Consider the following 19,384-nt stretch of genomic DNA (forward strand, 5'->3'; position numbering starts at 1 on the left):
ATGTTTAGTGCTGGCATTTTCTATTTATGCCATCGTTCATGGTAAAAAGAAAAAGCGCTTTTACAGCAGAAAAATTTCAAGTCGCCGCTAAATTCGACAGCAAAATTGAATCGCCCAGTCACCGCGAGTCGGTTGCTGGGCGCCTTGTCAGCAAAAGCGCTTAACACCTCGCCATGTGGAAAATTTCCGGAGAAGTCAGGTCGAGAGCAGGGCTCGCTTAAACGAGAAAATATGAGCCCGTGCGGCATCGGCCGCTCGTTGCGTGTCACCGGATTCCAGCGCGTCAATAATCTCATTATGCTCCGCGATGACTTCATCCATATGGACAACATTGGACAACGTTGTCGCCCAAAAGCGCTGTGCCTGCGCATGAATCACACTCAGAATATCTGACAGCCGACTGTTTCCGGCGATATCGGCCAGCACCTGATGAAATTCGCGATCCAGCAACATCATTTCTTCGCGACTACGTGATTCGCTCGCTCTGGCGATTTGCTGGTTTAGTTCGCGCAGCTGTTGAATGTGTGAATCAATGACTTTCTGACTGGCTAGTTCAACACACAGGGTTTCATTGACCAATCTCACCTCAATTAACTCCAGTGCATCATCTATCGACAAAGGTGCCACCATCACGCCTTTGCGCGGGATGATCTGCAACAGCCCCTCGGTGGCCAGCCGATGAATCGCTTGATTGATCGGCGTCCGACCCATTGCCAAATCATCCATCACCTGAGCGGTATTTAAATACTCCCCTGGTTTGTAGCGAAGCGTGATGAGCTTGTGCCTGAACGCCAGATAAGCCTGTTCATTTAAAGAGAGGCTCTTTTCCCGGCTGGCTGGGTTCACATTTTCAGTAACTGACTCACTCATCACGACGTTCCTTTTTTTGCCAATGAGACATATTACACAAAAATCTGGCATGAAAATCGCTAGTTTGAAAACACAGTGAAATTTCACAGTGATTTTTCAAATGGAGATCATCACATGCACCTTCAGTTCACAACCGGCGATAAAGCCGCTAGCACGCTCGATGTCGAGGTTTCCCATTTCATTATTGCGGGTTGGGCCGGACGCGATAGTGATGCGGTGTTGCACCATATCAGGGAGCTTGAGGCACTGGGCGTGCCCGCTCCCGGTGCAGTACCGTTGTTTTACCGGGTTGCGACCAATCAACTGAGCCAACAGCCACTGCTGGAAGTGGTCGGCAATGAAACCTCCGGGGAAGCTGAGCCCTTTGTGTTTTTCCATCGGGGCGAATGGTGGGTGTCGCTGACTTCTGATCACACCGACCGTTATCTGGAAACTTTCAGCGTTGCCCTCTCCAAACAGGCCTGTATTAAACCGGTTGCCAGCAAAGCCTGGCGCATGAGCGAGGTAGTTGAGCACTGGGATACGCTGGAGCTGACCTCGTGGATAAAAGAGCAGGGCGAATGGGTGGTTTATCAGCAGGGTACGCTGGCCTCATTACTGACACCACAAGATCTGCTGTCCCGCTATCTGAACGACAGCCCGGCTAAAGAAGGATTGGCGATGTCCTGCGGCACGCTGGGTGCGATTGGCGGTATTCGTCCCTCCAGTGAATTCCGCATGGCGCTGCACGATCCCCAATTGAACCGCACGCTGGAACACGCTTACTGCACTGGCGCGCTGCCAGTGGTCGCTTAAGGAGCATGCTAATGACCACACTCTGGCAAGCAAGTCAGCAGCTTCAGGCCGGTAACGCGTCTCCTGAGGTTTTCACTGAATCGGCATTGCGCGCAGCGCAGGATCCGTTAAAAGAGGGGGATCTTGTTTTCACCACCCGCTATGCCACCCAGGCAGCTCAACAGTCAACAGCAGCGAGTGCACGCTGGCAAACCCAGCAAGCCCTCAGTGCTATTGATGGGCTGCCTGTCAGCATCAAAGATCTGTTTGATGTGCAAAGCGAGCCAACCACGGCGGGTTCACATTTGCTCCTGAATGCAGAACCGGCGGCAGCGAATGCCCATGTAGTCGATCGCTTACATCACGCAGGGGCGGCGATTGTCGGTAAAACCAACATGACCGAATTTGCCTTTTCCGGGTTGGGCATCAATCCGCATTACGGCACGCCGGCCAATCCGTGGCGTCGCGAAGACAAACGCATTCCGGGTGGTTCTTCTTCTGGTGCGGCTGTCGCCGTGGCAGACGGCATGTGCCTGGGCGCTATCGGCACTGACACGGGTGGTTCGGTGCGCATTCCTGCTGCGCTATGCGGCTTGACCGGCTTTAAACCCACCGCGAATCGCATCAACCAGGTGGGTACGTTACCGCTCTCTGCCTCGCTCGACAGCATCGGCGTGATTGCCCATGACGTGCGCAGCTGCTGGCTGCTGGACAGTGTCATCGCGGAACAGCCGCTTGAACTCCAGCAGGTGGAGTTACGCAGTGCTCGTTTCGCTATCCCGCAGACCCGCGTGCTGGAGGGACTGGACGAAGACGTTGCGCTGGCCTGGAAGCACGCTATCGCGGTGCTGGAACAGGCGGGGGCCACCCTCATTGCACTGCCGCTTGAAGAGCTGGATGAGTTGAACATTATGAATGCGCGTGGCGGCATTACTGCTTACGAGGCATGGCAGTGGCATCAACAATCCGCACTGGCGCAACCCGAAGCTTACGATCCTCAAGTGTTAGTGCGTGTGCAGCGCGGCAGTTTGCTGACGGAGCAAGATGCCAGTGAACTTCATCAACAGCGCAAAGCGTGGCAGCACCGCATTAATAGCGCGCTGGCAGACTTTGACGCCTTACTCATGCCCACCGTTCCGCGCATCGCACCGACCCTCGCTTCTCTGGAAGATGCGCAGCAGTACATGGAAGTCAACGCGCTGATGCTGCGTAACACCAGCGTAATCAACATGCTGGACGGCTGTGCACTCTCTTTACCCTGCCATCAAACCGGTAGTGCGCCGGTTGGCCTAAGCCTTGCTTCTGTTCATGGTGATGACGCCCGCTTAATCAGCTGGTCGCTCGCCGTGGAAACTGCCCTCAACTGGAGATCCTGATGATGACTCAATCCCACGGCATGCTGTTTGTCGCCACTAATATTGGCGCTGAAGACGAAGCGGACTTCAACCAATGGTATGACCATGAACATGTAGAAGAGCGCGTCGCGATTCGTGGCTTCTTAAGCGGAACGCGCTATCAGGCTATCCATGCCGAGCGCAAATATCTTGGCCTGTATGAAACCGAGGCGCTGGAAGCCTTTACCAGTGCGGATTATCACGCGGCCTTCACCCGCCAGACCGAATGGTCAGTGAAGAACCTGCAAAAGATGGTTAATCCCATGCGTCGGGTCAGCGCGGTCACTCACAAGCATGGCAAAGGCACCGGCACCCATCTGGCGGTGGTGACGCTGAAAGCGCTGGATGCCAGCGTGTTGACTGCGTGGCAGCAGCAAATTAGCCATACCCCGGGCTATGTTGCCTCCGGTTTACTCACCCCGGATGTGGTGCTCAGTTCTCCGTTGCCGATGGAGAGTAAAGGACAGCGGCAGATGCTACCGATGCTACTGATTCACTGCAGTGACGCATCAAGCTGTGACCAACTGGCCGCACACGCGGCGGAATTGATGACCGGCGATGTTCAACGCTATGCCTTTAGCTGGCAGTTAACCAAACAGGAGTTGGCACATGGCTAATACAGACTCTTCATTGCAGCAGACGGTGCGTGATAAGCGGACGGCGTCGAAAACCGGGCGCCTGGCCGCGGCCAGTTCCATCGGCACCGCGCTGGAATGGTACGACTTCACCGTCTACAACATTATGGCGGCACTGGTGTTTAACCATGTGTTCTTCCCCAGTTTTGATCCGCTGGTTGGCACCATTCTGGCGTTTTCGACCTATGCGGTAGGTTACATTTCACGTCCGCTGGGCGGTTTTGTGTTTGGTCATCTGGGGGATGTCGCAGGGCGCAAAGCCGTGTTGATCATCACGCTGGTGATCATGGGCGTCACCACCGCCTTAATGGGCTTGCTGCCAGGCTATGCGGTGTGGGGCATCTGGAGTCCGGTGCTGTTGGTCGCGCTGCGTTTTGTGCAGGGCATTGCGCTGGGCGGTGAATGGGCGGGTGCCGTTTTACTGTCGATGGAGCACGGTGATGCTGATAAACGTGGGCGTAATGCATCTTTTGCACAGGTGGGGCCTTCCTGCGGAACCTTGATTGGCACCGGGTTTATCACCCTGGTGACGGTGATGATGAGCGGCGATCAGTTCCAGGCATGGGGCTGGCGCATTCCATTCCTGCTGAGTCTGTTGCTGGTGCTATTTGGATTGTGGCTGCGTCGTGGCGTGGAAGAGACACCGACCTTTGTCGCGATGCAGGCTGCAGATAAAACGACGCATACGCCACTAAAAGAGGTATTCGTCAACTATCCGAAACAGCTGCTGATTGCGGGGGGATCGCGTATCGGTTCCGATGTGCTCTATGCGCTGGTGGTGGTATTTACCCTGACGTACGTCACCACCGTATTACAGCTGCCACGCCCGCTGGCCTTGATGGCCACGATGTTGGGCGCAATAGGGAATGCGATCACCGTCCCGATGTTTGGCGCGCTATCTGATAAATGGGGACGCCGCCCGGTTTACATCACCGGCGCAGTGTTGGCGATCATCTGGTCGTTCGTGTTCTTCGTGCTCCTGGACAGCACGCAGCCGGTGCTGATTGTGCTGGCGGTGATAGGTGGTCTGCTGATCCATGCGATCATGTATGGCCCACAGGCCGCGTTCGTCACTGAGCAGTTTCCCAGCCACGTTCGCTATGCCGGGTCATCACTGGCCTACACGCTGGCAGGTATTGTTGGCGGCGGATTTGCGCCGTTGATCATCACCACGCTCTATAAAGAAATGGGCAGCACGCTGTGGGTGTCGATGTACGTTACGCTGGCGCTGCTGATTACGCTGTTTGCCTTGTGGAAGGCAAAAGAGACGGCGCATAAGCCGTTGTAATTTAAACAATCGCGCCGTTACCGCGGCGCGATACATCTGGCATTAAAATTCTGCCGATTTTGCTCTTATAGGCCTTTTGAAACAGAATCGAAAAAATGTGATGTTATTTTTAAAGCTTGATAGAATATGAAGTTGTATCCGAAAGGTAATCGCAAAACGGAGAGGGCTAAATGAGTAATAACAGAAATGAGCAGGCCACCTATGCAAAGCCATCTCGTGCGGACATTACCCGCTCTGTCGCAACGTCAACGGCGGTGGAAACAGGGCAGCCATCAGCTAAAATTGAAGCCTCACTTGAAGCCGCTCGAAAGAAATTCGCACATCTTCGCCTGGCTTAGTGGCTTCTCAATGCCTCCCATACCCAATGCTGCATTGGCTCGTAATTCAGTGACATACCTGAATGTATAGCTGAAATGTATTGGGCTTTATTACATTCCCAGCTTTGATAATTCAAGGTCTTATAACCAGCCTGAACTGCCATCACATCGGCTAAAAGTCGTGATAATCGTCCATTACCTTCTCTAAATGGATGGATCAATATTAGCTCGACATGCGTAATTGCAATTGCTTCGATGAGTTGTTCTTCGCTCATGATTGAGCAAGGCGTGTATTTTGAAAGATACTTCGAATCGAAATCGTTCAGCAGTTTTGGCAATTGAGCGGAAGGCGCAAACATAAAGCCGCCTTTGCTAATGTTTACTGTCCTCTCTTGTCCAGCCCATGCGTAAATGTTGCCTAACCAACGGTGATGCCAGGATTTAATCATCGCCACATCAATGTGTTTCATAGGAAATTGTTCTTCGAAAACTGAGCGATAGAGCTGCTCTAACAAAACCAGCTCGGCACCATCCATTTCTTCAGCATTAGTGATCCCAAGTTTATTTTGAAGAACCTGCTCGCAAGACTCATTCTCATACTTACCCTCACTACTTGAAACGTTGTATCGATTCATGATTTAGCTCGAAATAAGTTAAGGTGTGAGGTAATCATAACCTCCGGGAAATAATGCAACAATAACCTTTAAATCAGCGCATTACTGTTATGGTGTAAGAATGAGCTTTTCTTCAATTTTTGTGATCACTCTTTGAATATTAATGTTTAATTACATATGCATGAATATGCATATCATCGCAGTCAAATTTTGCACACTCACACATATTCCCACCAATCGTTGACCAACCGCAAATTTCTGTCATCTCAATCATTACTCTCAGGCTAACGATCCCACTTTCAGGTTGATTGATGCCATCACCGCTTAAGACCACACTTTCCTGCATTGACGTCATCGAGATATTCGCTCATTCAGGAGGTTAGTCATGTCATCAGGACAACAAACGGCGCGAGTGTGGAATACGCGCCGCATTGAAAAACAGCGGCGGCAGGCGTCCGTGCCGGTGCAGGGCAAAGTGTTACCCACTGAACACATGGTCGAGATGCTGGAAAAATTAATCTCGCCAGGTGACCGTGTCGTATTGGAAGGCAATAACCAGAAACAAGCCGATTTCCTCTCGCGTATGCTGGCCGAGGTCAATCCGCAAAAAGTGCACCACCTTCATATGATCATGCCGAGCGTGGGCCGCAGTGAACACCTCGACATCTTCGAAAAAGGCATCGCCCGTAAGCTCGATTTCTCCTTCTCCGGCACGCAAAGTCTGCGCATTTCGCAGCTGCTGGAAGATGATCAGCTGGAAATCGGTGCGATTCATACCTACATCGAACTCTACTCTCGCCTCTACGTAGACCTCGCACCGAATGTCGCGCTGATCGCCGGATACAAAGCTGACCGTAAAGGCAATCTCTACACCGGGCCAAGTACCGAAGACACGCCAGCACTGGTCGAAGCGGCTGCTTTCCATGACGGGATTGTGATTGCCCAGGTTAACGAACTGGTGGACGACGAGTGTGATCTGCCGCGCGTGGATATTCCCGGTTCGTGGATCGACTACGTAGTAGTAGCTGACAAACCCTTCTTTATCGAACCGCTGTTTACACGCGACCCACGTCTGATCAAACAGGAACACATCCTGATGGCGATGATGGCGATCAAAGGCATCTACGCCGAACATCAGGTGCAATCGCTCAATCACGGCATTGGTTTCAATACTGCCGCCATCGAACTGCTGCTGCCGACCTACGGTGAACAGCTCGGCCTAAAAGGCAAAATCTGTAAGCACTGGACGCTGAACCCGCATCCTACACTGATCCCGGCGATTGAAAGCGGCTGGGTCGAGAGCGTGCACTGCTTCGGCGGTGAACTGGGGATGGAGGAGTACATCCGCGCCCGTCCCGATATTTTCTTTACCGGTGCCGATGGCTCGATGCGCTCTAACCGCGCCATGTGCCAGCTGGCAGGTCAGTATGCCGTCGATATGTTTATCGGCTCGACACTGCAAATCGATGGCCTGGCGAACTCCTCAACGGTCACGCGTGGTCGTCTCTCTGGCTTTGGTGGCGCCCCGAATATGGGCCACGATCCGCACGGTCGTCGTCATGCCACCGCCGCCTGGCTGGCAATGAAAAATGGCGAAGATGCCATGGAACGTGGTCGCAAGCTGGTGGTGCAGATGGTGGAAACCTTCCAGGCAGGCGTGAAGCCGACCTTCGTAGAAAAACTCGATGCCATTGAAGTGGCGAAAAACTCTGGAATGCCGCTGGCGCCGGTAATGATCTATGGCGATGACGTGACGCATGTGCTGACCGAAGAAGGTATTGCCTATCTCTATCGCGCGCAGGACCTCGAAGAGCGTCGGGCGATGGTGGCAGCGGTGGCCGGTATTACCGATATCGGTCTGGGCGTGGATGCCAAACGCGTCGCTGAACTGCGTCGCAGCGGCAAAGTGGTGTTCCCGGAAGATCTTGGGATTCGCCGATCTGATGCCACGCGTTCGCTGCTGGCGGCCGGTAGCGTGGCCGACCTGGTCGAATGGTCTGATGGCCTTTACAACCCACCGGCAAAATTCCGGAGCTGGTAATGAAACGACTTGCGCCGCAATCGGTTGAAAGTCACCTGCATCAACTGGCACAGCACGCCACCGATTGCCTGATCGAAGAAGTGAACCTGACGCCCAAGCCGGGGCTGGTGGATCGTCGCGGCAGCGGCGCACATCAGGATCTCTCGCTGGCGCTGATGGAGCGTTCTGCACGCAGCCTGACCCCGACCTTCTATGCGCTGGCGCAACAGTGCTGGCAGCGTCCAGCGGATATTGCTTTGCGCGAAACCGTTGGCCGCCTTGGTCGCGAAGGGGAGCGTCAGATGATGGCTGCCACCGACGGGGTGAATACCCATCGTGGCGCCATCTGGGCATTAGGTTTGCTGGTCAGCGCGGCGGCGATGCGCGGCGGTGAGGCAAGCAGCGATCAACTCTGCACTCGTGCCGCTGAACTGGCTTGTTTACCGGATCGCCACGCACCCAAAACCTTCAGTAAAGGGTTACGTGCCGTGCATCGCTTTCAGGTGCCGGGCGCACGTGAAGAAGCGCAACAGGGCTTTCCGCATATCACGCAGCTGGCATTGCCGCAGTTATGGCGCAGCCGTGAATCTGGAGCCAACGAAACCGAGGCGCGGCTTGATGCGCTGATGGCGATTCTGACCTCGCTCAGTGACACCTGCGTGCTCAACCGTTCAGGTATGAACGGTTTGCTGACCTTACAACGTGGTGCGCACGCGGTGTTACAGGCGGGTGGCACTGCGCACATAGCGGGTCGTCAGGCTTTACAACAACTGGATAGCGCGATGCTGGCGCTGAATGCGTCTCCCGGCGGCGCGGCTGATTTACTCGCCGCCACGCTGTTTATCGATCGCGTCAGCATCGCCACTCATTGATTAAGAGGTTGCTATGGAAAAGATAACGTTGTCTTACCCGGCACGTCGCACGCTTAGCGGAAATGCGCTGGCGGGCGTAGTGGGATCGGGTGATATGGAAGTGCTGTACCGCGCGGATAACAGTGCCGTGCTCAGCGTGGCGATCACCACCTCGGTGGATAACAGCAAAGCGCGATGGGATGCACTGTTTAGCCGCCTGGCGGAACTGACCGAGCTACCAGCGGGCCAACTGGTGATCCACGATTTCGGTGCTACGCCGGGTGTCGCGCGTATCCGTATCGAACAGGTGTTTGAGGAGGTAAACCATGCGTGATGGCAGCAGCTTTATCGAATTACGCGCCCGTCAGCGTGCGCTGGCATTGCTGGACAGCGGCAGTGCGCGCGAACTGCTCGATCCGTTCGAAGGTGTGATGTCTCCCTGGTTGGAGAAACAGGGCATTGTGCCGCAGGCCGATGACGGCATGGTGGTGATGAAAGGCACGCTTAACGGCAATCCCACCGTGGTAATTGCCATTGAAGGCACCTTCCAGGGCGGCAGCATGGGGGAAGTCTCCGGCGCAAAAATGGCCGGTGCGCTGGAGCTGGCGGCTGAAGACAATCGCAACGGCATTCCAACCCAGGCCATTCTGTGTCTGGAAACCGGCGGCGTGCGCTTGCAGGAAGCCAATTTGGGGCTGGCGGCGATTGCCGATATCCACGCCGCGATTGTCGATCTGCGTCAGTACACCCCTGTGATCGGCATTGTTGCCGGAACCGTTGGCTGCTTTGGCGGGATGTCGATTGCCGCTGCGCTGTGCAGTCACTTGATTGTGACGCGTGAGGCACGTCTGGGACTCAATGGCCCGCAGGTGATTGAGCAGGAAGCGGGCATTGATGAGTATGACTCGCGTGACCGCCCATTTATCTGGAGCATGACCGGCGGCGAGATTCGCTATCAAAGCGGGCTGGTCGATGCGCTGGTGTCAGACGGTGTCCAGGCGGTGAAAACGGCAGTGGATGCAGCGTTGGCGCAAGGGGTTCCGGCACAGCATCGCAGCGAAAACTATGCATTTTATCTTGAGCGTTTAAGCCATTTCGATACCGCTCAACAGGCCAGCACAGCCACCATTCATCAGGTCTTCCATCCGGAGGTGAAATCATGAGCGCATACAACAGTCGGGGTGAGCTGTGGCTCAGCCAGTTAACCGGCGGAGCTGCCCGCCACACTGGGCTTTGCCCGTCCGTGCAGGTCGCGGATGCCGAACTTAATGGCGAAACCGCTCGTTTCATTGCTGTCGTTCCGGATGCGCACAATCGCTATCCACGCGCTGCGCAAGGCGAAGTCGGTTTGCTGGAAGGCTGGACGCTGGCAAAAGTGGTGCAAGAGACCATTGCGGAAGACGCCGCAAACGCAGTGAAGCGACCCATCATTGCGGTGATTGATGTGCCAAGTCAGGCTTATGGCCGCCGTGAAGAGGGCTTTGGTATTCATCAGGCCCTGGCGGGCGCTGCGGGTGCTTATGCACAAGCGCGTCTGGCCGGGCATCCGGTGATTGGGCTGATCGTGGGTAAGGCAATGTCCGGCGCGTTTCTGGCGCACGGTTATCAGGCCAATCGATTGATCGCGTTTAACGACCCGGCCGTGCAGGTGCACGCCATGGGTAAAGCCTCGGCGGCGCGTATCACCCTGCGCACCGTGGAAGCGCTGGAGAAACTTACTGCCAGCGTACCGCCGATGGCCTATGACATCGGTAATTACGCCACGCTCGGCCTGTTGTCATCTCTGCTGGACATCACCCATCCGGATGCGCCGACGGCCGAAGAGGTCACGCGTGTTAAAGCCACGCTGGCGGAAGCGATTGACGATACGCGCCGTGTGCCGGGTCGAGGTTCGCGCCTGGCGGCACCGAATCGTCAAAGCTCGGCGCTGGTGCGCGAACGTCTGCGCGCCAGTTGGTAATACCCTAATAATAAAAAGCATTAAATCAACCTGCCGGCTGTCAGTATGCCGGACGCACGCGGCGTCCGGCCTCTGCGGCAACTGATAAATTCAACACCATCGCGTCAGTACTCACTCTTTTAATAACAAACAGGTGATTTATGACTTACGTGATTCTGCATGCTCTGGCTCCGATCTTCATTATCATGTTGCTCGGATTCTGGGCCGGCAAAGCCAAAATGGTTGATAACAAGAACGTCTCTTTGCTCAATATTTTTGTGATGGATTTTGCGCTGCCCGCCGCGTTGTTTAGCGCCACGGTACAAACGCCGTGGAGCGGGATTGTAGCGCAGATGCCGCTGATTGTGGTGCTGACGTTAGCGATGTGGATCGCCTATGCGGTGCTCTATTTTGTTGCCACGAAGATTTTCAAGAAATCGCCACAGGATGCGGCGGTGCTGACGCTGACCGTGGCGCTGCCTAACTATGCGGCGCTGGGTTTACCGATTCTCGGCAGCGTAGTGGGCGAGGGCTCAGCAACCTCACTGTCCGTTGCGGTTTCTATTGCCTGCGGGTCGGTACTGATGACACCGTTCTGCCTGCTGATTCTGGAGCGTGAAAAAGCGCGCACCGCCGGGGAAACACAGCGTTCAACGCTGGCGATGCTGCCGGTGTTGATGTGGCGTTCGGTGAAAAAACCGATTGTACTGGGACCGCTATTGGGCGTGGTGCTGTCAGCCATTGGCATCAAAATGCCGGATTTGGTGCTGGCCGCGATCAAACCGCTCGGTCTGGCTGCCACCGCCGCCGCACTGTTCCTGACCGGGGTGATCCTCTCGGCACGTCAGCTGAAAATCAACAGCATGGTGATCAGCTCGACAGTGACCAAACTGCTGATCCAACCGTTACTGGCGTGGGGCATTGTGATGTTGTTTGGTTTGCACGGCACCGTCGCGATCACCGCGATTCTGATGATTGCGCTGTCAGCCGGTTTCTTTGGTGTGGTATTTGGTAATCGCTTTGGTGTGCAGTCACCGGATGCCGAAGCGGTACTGTTGCTGAGTTCGCTGCTGTCGATTGTGTCACTGCCGCTGTTTATTAGCCTAACTTCAGGAATGTAATCATGAATATCCGCCCACACGATCTGCTCTGGCTGCACGCTGATACCACGCTGCTCCACATTAAGGAAAGCTGGGTGGCGCAACAGTGGAACGCTCAGCAGCCGGTCGTGGTGCGGCGTGATGTGATGCGGCAGGATCGCATTCCGATTGGCGTGCGTGGCAGTGCACGCCATCAACGGGCGGCGGGATGGGTGCGGGAGCAGGATGTGCTGCGGATTGATACACCGGAGGGGCTACTGGCGCATGCAAGCGATTCTGTGTTTCGCGCATTACCCACGGTTGAGGCAGTGATGCAACTTCATCAGCAGCGCTGGTCATGGTCGTGGGGCGTGACCGGCAGCACGGGATTTGCCTTAGCGACCGGATTGCCGGTGCTGCATGCCTCGAGCGATCTCGACCTGTTAATTCGCGCACCGCAGCCGTTGCAGGCGGAGGAGGTGACGGCCTGGCAGCAACAAGTGTCACGTTTGCCCTGTCGGGCTGATACCCAGGTGGAAACGCCGGTGGGTGCCTTCGCGCTTAATGAGTGGCTGCGCGAGGGGCGCGTATTGCTGAAAACCGCACGCGGTCCACGCCTGACAACGCTTCCCTGGACGGAGGACATAAAATGAAAACGCTGTTCACTTTTCCGGGGCAGGGCACGCAACGGCCTGGCATGCTGCAGTCGCTGGCGCGCGATGAGACCTGGCAAGTGGCGCATGAGGTGCTGGGGGAGGAGTTGATGCAACTCGATTCCCCCGTCGCACTGCAACATACGCGCGCAGTACAACTGGCGCTGCTGATTGCGGGCGTGTCGGCGGCACGCCAGCTGATATCCCGCGGATTACGGCCCGATATGGTGTGTGGCCTGTCGATTGGTGCGTATCCTGCGGCGGTGATCGCAGGGGTTATAGATTTTGCCGATGCTCTGCACCTTGTGGCGCTGCGCGGTGAACTCATGGAGCAGGCGTATCCGCAGGGCTATGGTTTGACGGCTATCAGTGGGATGACGCTGGCGCAAGTTGAAGCGCTGGTAGATGGACAAAACAGTTTCATTGCCAACATTAATGCCGAAACACAGATTGTGATTGCGGGAAGCGATAGTGCCATGGCCGCAGTGGCGCAGCGGGCGCTGGCGCAAGGGGCACAACGAGCGCAGCGGCTGGCGATCAGCGTGCCTTCACATTGCGCGCTATTGGATAGCCCCGCGCAGCAGCTCAAAGCCGCTCTGGACAAGGTCAGGTTACAACGTCCGCCATTAGCGTATTTAAGCGGCAGCAGCGCTCGCGTTCTCTGGCAGCCGGAGCGTATTGCTGACGATCTGGCGATGAACATGGCGCGCAGCGTGCGCTGGCATGAAGCGATGGTGGCGGCAAAAGAACGCGAAGTGCGTCTGGTGATTGAGATGCCACCCGGTGAAGTGCTGACGGGCTTAACGCGCAGCGTGCAGTGCCAGGGCGAGTGTATCGCCCTTGAGCGCAGCGGTGCTGAAGTGGCGCTGCGTCTGTTTCAGCGGCTGGCGCGCTGAACTTTTTCCTGCAAACTCAGGGCGAACATACGCCCTTCAGCCACCAGTGCCAGCAGATTTGGATCATGTTCGCGGTTGCGCGGAAACACGATAGCGATCTGCTGTCGCATTTGATACGGCTCGGCTAAGCGTAGAAAACGCAGATCGTTTTCATACTGCTTACGCATCCTGCCCGGCACCAGCGAATAGCCCATGCCGGCCTGCACCAGACTGAGCATCGAGAAGATGTCATTCACGCGGGTGACGATGTTGGGTTCAAAACCGGCTACGTGGCAGGCTTCCTGAAATCCGGCAAAGGTAGCAAAGCCTTCTGCCAGCGAGACAAAGGGTTTATCGCTGTAGCGACGCAGGTCGATATCTTCCTCGCTTTTATCGCCGTGGCCCGCTGGTACGGCGAGGAAGATGTCATCCTGAAACAGCGCCACCTGCTCAAAAATCTTTTCATCGATCTCGGCTTCGCTGACAGAAATGATAATCGCATCCAACTGATTATCTTTCAGCGCGCGCAGCAGCAAATCATTGGAGCCCATGGTGAGGTTGAGTTCTAACTCGGGGCGGCGCAGTTTCATTTTCATGATCAGACGCGGCACGGTTTCCAGCGACAGAGAATATAAGGTGCCCACACGCAGATGCCCCAGACCGATACCTGCAGTGCGTCGTGTTTCATCAATGCCCTGACTCAGCGTGGCCAGCGCTTCCCGGCTGTATTCCAGCAGCGTCGTAGCGGCGGGCAGTGCCACCAGGTTGCGGCCTTTATGTTCAAACAGCGGACAACGCAAACTCTCTTCCAGCGTGTGCAGCGCACGATGCACGCTCACGGTGCTGATCCCCAGCGTTTCTGCCGCTCTGGCGAGGTTTTCCGTTTCCATGTAGCAGCTGAAAATCAGCAGCTTGCGAATGGTGAGATCATTGTCGAGGGTAAGTTTCATGCCGGTTTCATATCGTCATCAGTGAGGGCACTATAACGTTAAGCCGCGATGCGGGTTAGCCAAAAACGGGTATGTAAGATGTATGTCGGCCTCACTACTAACATGGCCGCCCCTGACGGATCCACTGCTCCGTTAGCGATATTGATAGACGATACCGGGCACAATTTAACGTACTCAATATGCGTAGCTCGTTCTGTAAAAGCTGCATGAATCGCGTTCTGTCTTCAGGAAAAAGATCAATCACCTGCATCGCAGACTTAATATTCTGACTCTCTGCAACGATTAAGCGAATAGTGGTGTTTAAATCTTCCCGGTGACGAAGTCTAAACGGATCCGGAACGCCCATAGCTTCCAGTGTGACGGCATAGCGTTTGATTGAGCGACGATATAAATGTTCGAACAACTCAATGGCTAAAGTCACGTCACGTTTTTCATAAATCCCCATCATCGCGTAGGCATAGCTTGTGACATCAGCATCAAGAAAGGAGAGTGGAGCACTGTTGTAAATCATAAGCGGAATATTCGCGGCCAGCCTGCTGGTTCTTTTGTTTCCGTCTTCAAAGGGTTGCAGATAAGCGATATTGACCCACAGGAAAAAGGCTGACTCCACAGGATTATTAATCAGCCGTGCTTTTTTGATAATAATGTCGAACATTTCTTGTAACAGGAACGGTGCCTGTAGTGGAGTGTAGGTGGTTCCCGAAATATTCACGATTTTGCGTCTGATCGCTCCCAACTCGTCTGGATTTGACAGTAAATCATGCATCAATAAGGCATGCAGGTTACTGATTACCGGCCCAGTTAATCCAGATTCAGGGACTGCATCGACCAAAAACTCAATGGCCTGTTTATGGTTAAGCAGCATGACGGCATCCAAATCATTCGAAGCCGCGCCACTTTTGAACAGTTCTTCGGTGGCCAGCAATGAATATCGGTTTCCTTCAAGTTGAGAGGATGACCAGGACAAATCAATGAGCAATTGCTCCAGAACTTTTCGCGCGTAGGTACCAGCGGGCTGTTGCCCTGCCATTTTGCCTTCATTCATTAAGGCCAGGGCTAGCGTCTGAGGCAGTAGGAACGTTTCGTTTGGAATATAATTGTCCACGAAGCTTCGGTCATACCCGGAAATATCCCTGACTGACAGAGGTAAATTTAGATATTGATGCAATGATTGAGCTGTAGTGAGGGAAGAAGAATGATATTCAGGGGTCTTCTCTGTCACCGATGAACCGGATTGGGGCAGCTTGTTAATGGGCGCCTGCGCGGTATACCGAGTCCCTCGTCCTACGCCGTGCCGGGTAATTTTACTTTGACCAAGCAAAACCTCGATATGCCGTTTGATCGTTGAACGACCCACACCAAGCCGACTCGCGAGATCACCGGAACTGAGCGAAGACTCGGCACATGCGATAGTTGAGAGAATTCGGTGTTGTAGGTCTGAAAGATCATCTGGGGAGATTGGCTGGATCAAAATCGTATGCCTCTGGGATTAGCTCGAAATCCATAAATCAGAAACCTACCTGGCCCGTGCTTTGCACTCGCTGAAGGCTTGAGACCAGGTAGATTTGTGGCCCATATTGAACGTTTATGGCCCACGACATCATAATTTATGGCCCATCCCGAACATCTACGGCCCATTATAAATATTTTACAGCCCATTTCACTCATTATCGGCCCAATAAATTAAATTTATGGCCCAATCTTGAAATTTGCGGCCCGGAATCACTTTATTTGATAGCCGCTAAGCCGCGACCATTCGCTCTCTCGCGCCAACTCACACTCACAAACGTCACCACAAATAACAGGCTATACAGCACTACAATGGTCGGTCCCGGCGCGCTATCGAGGAAGAAGGACGCGTATACCCCACAAAATCCTGTCAGGATGGCAATTAGCGCCGCCAGCAGCATGACCTGTAAGAACCGCCGCGCCAGTAGCAGTGATATCGCTCCTGGCGCAATCAGCATGGCGATCGACAAAATCACGCCCACCGATTTCAGCGCGGCAACGATGGTCAGCGCAATTAAACACAGCAGCCCATAATGCATCACATTAGCGTTGATGCCACAGGCGCGCGCCTGTTGTGGGTCAAAGGCATGAAGCAACAGATCGCGCCATTTCACACTCAGCACCAGAACGACCAGCAGCGCAATGGCGGCGGTTTGTGCGATATCCGCCCAGCCAATACCCAGCATATCGCCGAACAGAATGTGGTCGAGATGGACTTCAGGTTTGAGCTTGAGATACAACACCAGTCCGGCGCCGAACATGCCGGAGAACACAATACCCATTACCGTGTCAGGTTTGATGCGGCTGTTTTGGCTGATAAATCCTGTGGCGAGTGCGCAAAGCATGCCCGCGATAAAAGCGCCAATCGCAAAAGGAAAGCCGATCCACCACGCCAGCACCACGCCGGGAAATACCGCGTGACTCATGGCATCGCCGAGCAGTGACCAGCCTTTTAACACTAAAAATGCGGACAGCATGGCGCACGGCAGCGACAAAATCAGCGTGATGATCAGCGCCATATTCATAAATTCGAATTCGAAAGGACTCAGCAGTATTTCAATCATTGAGGTTGACCTCCTGCGCCAGACGAGCGCGTCGCCGTGCGGCCAGCACGCCGTGTTTAGGCGCAAAGACGAACGCCAGCAGGAACACCAGAGTCTGTGCCACCACGATCACGCCGCCAGTGGCACCATCAAGGAAATAGCTGCTCCACGCGCCAAGGAAGCTAGTGATGCTGCCGATAGCCACGGCAATCATCAACAAACGCGGGAAGCGGTCGGTGAGCAGATAAGCAGTGGCACCCGGTGTCACCACCAGACAAATCACCATAAAAGCGCCAACGGTTTGTAATGCGGCGACGGTGGAGGCCGCGAGCAGGGTAAAGAACAGAATCTTTAAGCCGGTGGTATTCAGTCCAAGCGAGCGCGCGTGGCTTTCATCAAAGAACGTCACCATCAAATCTTTCCACTTCAGCAGCAACAACGTCAGTGTCACCACGCCGATGGTGCCGAGCTGCCAGATATCGGCGGGCGCCACCGCGAGAATGTTGCCCAGCACAATGGTTTGAATATTGACCGATGTCGGATTGAGTGACACCAGAAAGAGCCCGATGCCGAAGAAGGAGGAGAAGATCAGTCCGATGATCGCATCCTCTTTCAGGCGCGTGCGCTGGTTAAGGAATAGCATGCTGCCCGCCGCCAGTCCGCCGGAGAGAAAGGCACCGAGTGAGAAGGGCAACCCCAGCATGTACGCGCCAGCCACACCCGGCACTATCGAATGGGATAGCGCATCACCAATCAGCGACCAGCCTTTCAGCATCAGAAAGCAGGAGAGAAACGCGCAAATCGCCCCGACCAGCGCGGCGATCCACATCGCATTCAGCATGTATTGATAGCCGAAGGGTTCAATAATCCACGACATGATCCGCCCCCGGTCGTGCGGCTATCTTCTGCAACAGTGCGGCATTACGCTGCTGCACCTCACCATCAAAGGTGCGCGCCAGGTTGGCAGCGGTGAAAGTGTCATGCAATAAGCCGCTAGCCAGCACGGTGTTTTTGACCAGCACACAGCGGTCGCAGTAATCGGGGATGGTGTTGAGATCGTGCGTGGAGACCAGCATAGTGCGGCCTTCATCGCGCAGCTCCTGCAACAGGGTGATGATCGCCGCCTCGGTTTTGACATCGACGCCGGTGAAGGGCTCATCCAGCAGGATAATTTGACCACTCTGAGCCAGCGCACGTGCGAGGAAGACGCGTTTTTTCTGCCCGCCGGAGAGTTCACCAATCTGACGATGGCGGTAATCACTCATCCCGACGCGTGCTAGCGCCTCATCCACGCTGCGTTTGTCCTCCGCACGCGGGATACGCAGCATGTTCATATAGCCGTAACGGCCCATCATCACCACATCTTCCACCAGCACCGGGAAGCTCCAGTCCACCTCTTCGGATTGCGGCACATAGGAGACGATATTGTGTTTTAGCGCACGCTTCGCGGGCATCTCTGCCAGCGTGACCTGACCCGTCGAAAGCGGCACGAAGCCCATAATGGCCTTAAACAGTGTGGATTTCCCGGAGCCGTTGACGCCCACCAGCGCGGCGATGCTGCCCGCTGGCACGGAGAAAGATGCCTGACGCAGCGCAGTGTGACCGTTGCGGTAGGTGACGCTAACATCCTGCACGTTTAGGGTCATTTTTGGCTCCCGGCGGTGATGCCTTTGGCTACGGTATCGGTGGTCACGCGCAGCAGATCAAGGTAGGTCGGAACCGGCCCGTCACTGTTGCTGAGAGAGTCAACATAGAGCACGCCGCCGTAGTGAATACCCGCTTCACGCGCGACCTGTTGGGCCGGTTTGGCGGAGATGGTGCTTTCGCTGAAGATAGTCGGGATGTGGTTGGCTCTCACCGCATCAATCACTTTGCGCACCTGTTGCGGTGTGCCTTGCTGATCGGCATTGATCGGCCAGAGATAACGTTCTTTCAGACCCAAATCACGTGCCAGATAGGAAAAAGCGCCCTCACTGGTCACCAGCCAGCGCTGGTTTTCCGGCAGTTTTTCAATCTCCGCGCGCATCGGCGCCAGGGTTTGCTGGATTTGCGTTTTATAGCGATCCGCATTGGCCTGATAAACGGCGGCATTGGCAGGATCGTATTTTTGCAGTGCTTTACGGATGTTATCGACGTAAATCAGCACATTGTCTGGTGACATCCAGGCATGTGGGTTGGGTTTGCCGTTGTAGGGTCCCTCGGTGATACCTAAGGGTTCAATGCCCTCGGTCACTGTGACTTGCGGCACGCCTTTCAGGCGCTGATAGAAGCGGCTAAACCACAGTTCCAGATTAAAACCGTTTACCAGGATTAAATCGGCACCCTGCGCGCGACGAATATCGCCGGGGGTTGGTTGGTATTCATGGATCTCCGCACCGGGCTTGGTGATGGATGTCACTTCGGCGGCATCACCTGCGACGTTCTTTGCCATGTCTGCGATCACCGTGAAAGTAGTGACCACTTTGAGTTTGTCGGCAGCAAACGCCGAAGTGCTCATCGCGAGCGTAAGCATCACAACCGATACAACGTGCCTGATCAACATAGTCATCCTCTGAGAAGTATAGCCTGTGCTA

At 54.9% G+C, this 19,384-nt stretch carries 21 protein-coding genes; 13 read left to right on the forward strand and 8 right to left on the reverse strand.

From position 1 onward, the window contains the following. Positions 1–195: 195 nt before the first annotated feature. Positions 196–870: a GntR family transcriptional regulator gene (locus F3J37_RS06720; protein WP_058961675.1), complete on the reverse strand. Its 675-nt coding sequence runs from the start codon at positions 868–870 to the stop codon at positions 196–198. A 114-nt stretch (positions 871–984) separates the two neighbouring features. Here F3J37_RS06720 and F3J37_RS06725 point away from each other — a divergent pair, with 114 nt between their 5' ends. From F3J37_RS06725 to F3J37_RS06745, 5 genes are all read left to right on the forward strand, one after another. Beyond that, positions 985–1,665 (forward strand): DUF2848 domain-containing protein, encoded by a 681-nt coding sequence (locus F3J37_RS06725; RefSeq protein WP_166932577.1) that lies wholly within the window; start codon positions 985–987, stop codon positions 1,663–1,665. An 11-nt stretch (positions 1,666–1,676) separates the two neighbouring features. Next, entirely contained in the window at positions 1,677–3,020 is a 1,344-nt protein-coding gene (locus F3J37_RS06730; RefSeq protein ID WP_166932579.1) for an amidase, read from the forward strand. Continuing rightward, positions 3,020–3,655 (forward strand): DUF4286 family protein, encoded by a 636-nt coding sequence (locus F3J37_RS06735; RefSeq protein WP_205298885.1) that lies wholly within the window; start codon positions 3,020–3,022, stop codon positions 3,653–3,655. The genes F3J37_RS06730 and F3J37_RS06735 overlap by 1 nt, the downstream gene beginning before the upstream one ends. Next, a complete protein-coding gene (locus F3J37_RS06740) occupies positions 3,648–4,961 on the forward strand; it encodes an MFS transporter (RefSeq protein ID WP_166932581.1) in 1,314 nt (437 codons plus the stop codon). Before F3J37_RS06735 ends, F3J37_RS06740 begins: the two co-directional genes overlap by 8 nt. 170 nt (positions 4,962–5,131) lie before the next feature. Further along, entirely contained in the window at positions 5,132–5,299 is a 168-nt protein-coding gene (locus tag F3J37_RS06745) for a hypothetical protein (protein WP_166932583.1), read from the forward strand. Here the strand turns inward: F3J37_RS06745 and F3J37_RS06750 are convergent. Further along, positions 5,296–5,913: a Fic/DOC family protein gene (locus tag F3J37_RS06750; protein ID WP_166932585.1), complete on the reverse strand. Its 618-nt coding sequence runs from the start codon at positions 5,911–5,913 to the stop codon at positions 5,296–5,298. The genes F3J37_RS06745 and F3J37_RS06750 overlap by 4 nt on opposite strands. Before the next feature lie 364 nt (positions 5,914–6,277). Between F3J37_RS06750 and mdcA the strand changes: the two genes are divergently transcribed. From mdcA to mdcH, 8 genes are all read left to right on the forward strand, one after another. Next, positions 6,278–7,933: a malonate decarboxylase subunit alpha gene (gene mdcA / locus F3J37_RS06755; protein ID WP_166932587.1), complete on the forward strand. Its 1,656-nt coding sequence runs from the start codon at positions 6,278–6,280 to the stop codon at positions 7,931–7,933. After that, positions 7,933–8,784 carry a triphosphoribosyl-dephospho-CoA synthase gene (locus F3J37_RS06760; protein ID WP_166932589.1) on the forward strand — a complete coding sequence of 284 codons (852 nt, stop codon included), beginning with the start codon at positions 7,933–7,935 and terminating at the stop codon, positions 8,782–8,784. The genes mdcA and F3J37_RS06760 overlap by 1 nt, the downstream gene beginning before the upstream one ends. 13 nt (positions 8,785–8,797) lie before the next feature. After that, the gene (gene mdcC / locus F3J37_RS06765) at positions 8,798–9,097 is read left to right on the forward strand and encodes a malonate decarboxylase acyl carrier protein (RefSeq protein WP_034830400.1); all 300 of its coding nucleotides are present in this window, start codon (positions 8,798–8,800) and stop codon (positions 9,095–9,097) included. Beyond that, positions 9,090–9,926, forward strand: coding sequence for a biotin-independent malonate decarboxylase subunit beta (locus tag F3J37_RS06770; protein ID WP_166932591.1), 837 nt, complete (start codon positions 9,090–9,092; stop codon positions 9,924–9,926). The genes mdcC and F3J37_RS06770 overlap by 8 nt, the downstream gene beginning before the upstream one ends. After that, entirely contained in the window at positions 9,923–10,723 is an 801-nt protein-coding gene (gene mdcE, locus F3J37_RS06775; RefSeq protein WP_166932593.1) for a biotin-independent malonate decarboxylase subunit gamma, read from the forward strand. Before F3J37_RS06770 ends, mdcE begins: the two co-directional genes overlap by 4 nt. Positions 10,724–10,863: 140 nt before the next feature. Next, positions 10,864–11,823, forward strand: a complete 960-nt coding sequence (locus F3J37_RS06780; protein WP_166932595.1) for an AEC family transporter — start codon at positions 10,864–10,866, stop codon at positions 11,821–11,823. A 2-nt stretch (positions 11,824–11,825) separates the two neighbouring features. Continuing rightward, positions 11,826–12,434, forward strand: coding sequence for a malonate decarboxylase holo-ACP synthase (locus F3J37_RS06785; protein ID WP_166932597.1), 609 nt, complete (start codon positions 11,826–11,828; stop codon positions 12,432–12,434). Continuing rightward, positions 12,431–13,330 (forward strand): malonate decarboxylase subunit epsilon, encoded by a 900-nt coding sequence (gene mdcH / locus F3J37_RS06790; RefSeq protein WP_166932599.1) that lies wholly within the window; start codon positions 12,431–12,433, stop codon positions 13,328–13,330. The genes F3J37_RS06785 and mdcH overlap by 4 nt, the downstream gene beginning before the upstream one ends. Here the strand turns inward: mdcH and F3J37_RS06795 are convergent. The 6 genes from F3J37_RS06795 to F3J37_RS06820 form a co-directional block, all read right to left on the reverse strand. After that, on the reverse strand, positions 13,312–14,259 hold the full coding sequence (locus tag F3J37_RS06795; protein WP_166932601.1) for a LysR family transcriptional regulator: 948 nt from the start codon (positions 14,257–14,259) through the stop codon (positions 13,312–13,314). The two genes, mdcH and F3J37_RS06795, sit on opposite strands and share 19 nt — an antisense overlap. Positions 14,260–14,356: 97 nt before the next feature. Then, a complete protein-coding gene (locus tag F3J37_RS06800) occupies positions 14,357–15,730 on the reverse strand; it encodes a Fic family protein (RefSeq protein ID WP_205298886.1) in 1,374 nt (457 codons plus the stop codon). A 256-nt stretch (positions 15,731–15,986) separates the two neighbouring features. Further along, complete coding sequence (locus F3J37_RS06805) at positions 15,987–16,832, reverse strand: metal ABC transporter permease (protein ID WP_166932603.1); 846 nt, start codon at positions 16,830–16,832, stop codon at positions 15,987–15,989. After that, on the reverse strand, positions 16,825–17,688 hold the full coding sequence (gene sitC / locus F3J37_RS06810; protein ID WP_034830381.1) for an iron/manganese ABC transporter permease subunit SitC: 864 nt from the start codon (positions 17,686–17,688) through the stop codon (positions 16,825–16,827). The genes F3J37_RS06805 and sitC overlap by 8 nt, the downstream gene beginning before the upstream one ends. After that, on the reverse strand, positions 17,672–18,457 hold the full coding sequence (locus tag F3J37_RS06815) for a manganese/iron ABC transporter ATP-binding protein (RefSeq protein ID WP_166932605.1): 786 nt from the start codon (positions 18,455–18,457) through the stop codon (positions 17,672–17,674). Before F3J37_RS06815 ends, sitC begins: the two co-directional genes overlap by 17 nt. Continuing rightward, positions 18,454–19,323 (reverse strand): metal ABC transporter substrate-binding protein, encoded by an 870-nt coding sequence (locus F3J37_RS06820; protein ID WP_370662125.1) that lies wholly within the window; start codon positions 19,321–19,323, stop codon positions 18,454–18,456. The genes F3J37_RS06815 and F3J37_RS06820 overlap by 4 nt, the downstream gene beginning before the upstream one ends. Between the last annotated feature and the right edge of the window lie 61 nt (positions 19,324–19,384).

Origin of the sequence: Candidatus Pantoea communis, from assembly GCF_011752685.1 — a bacterium.
Classification (GTDB): domain Bacteria; phylum Pseudomonadota; class Gammaproteobacteria; order Enterobacterales; family Enterobacteriaceae; genus Pantoea; species Pantoea communis.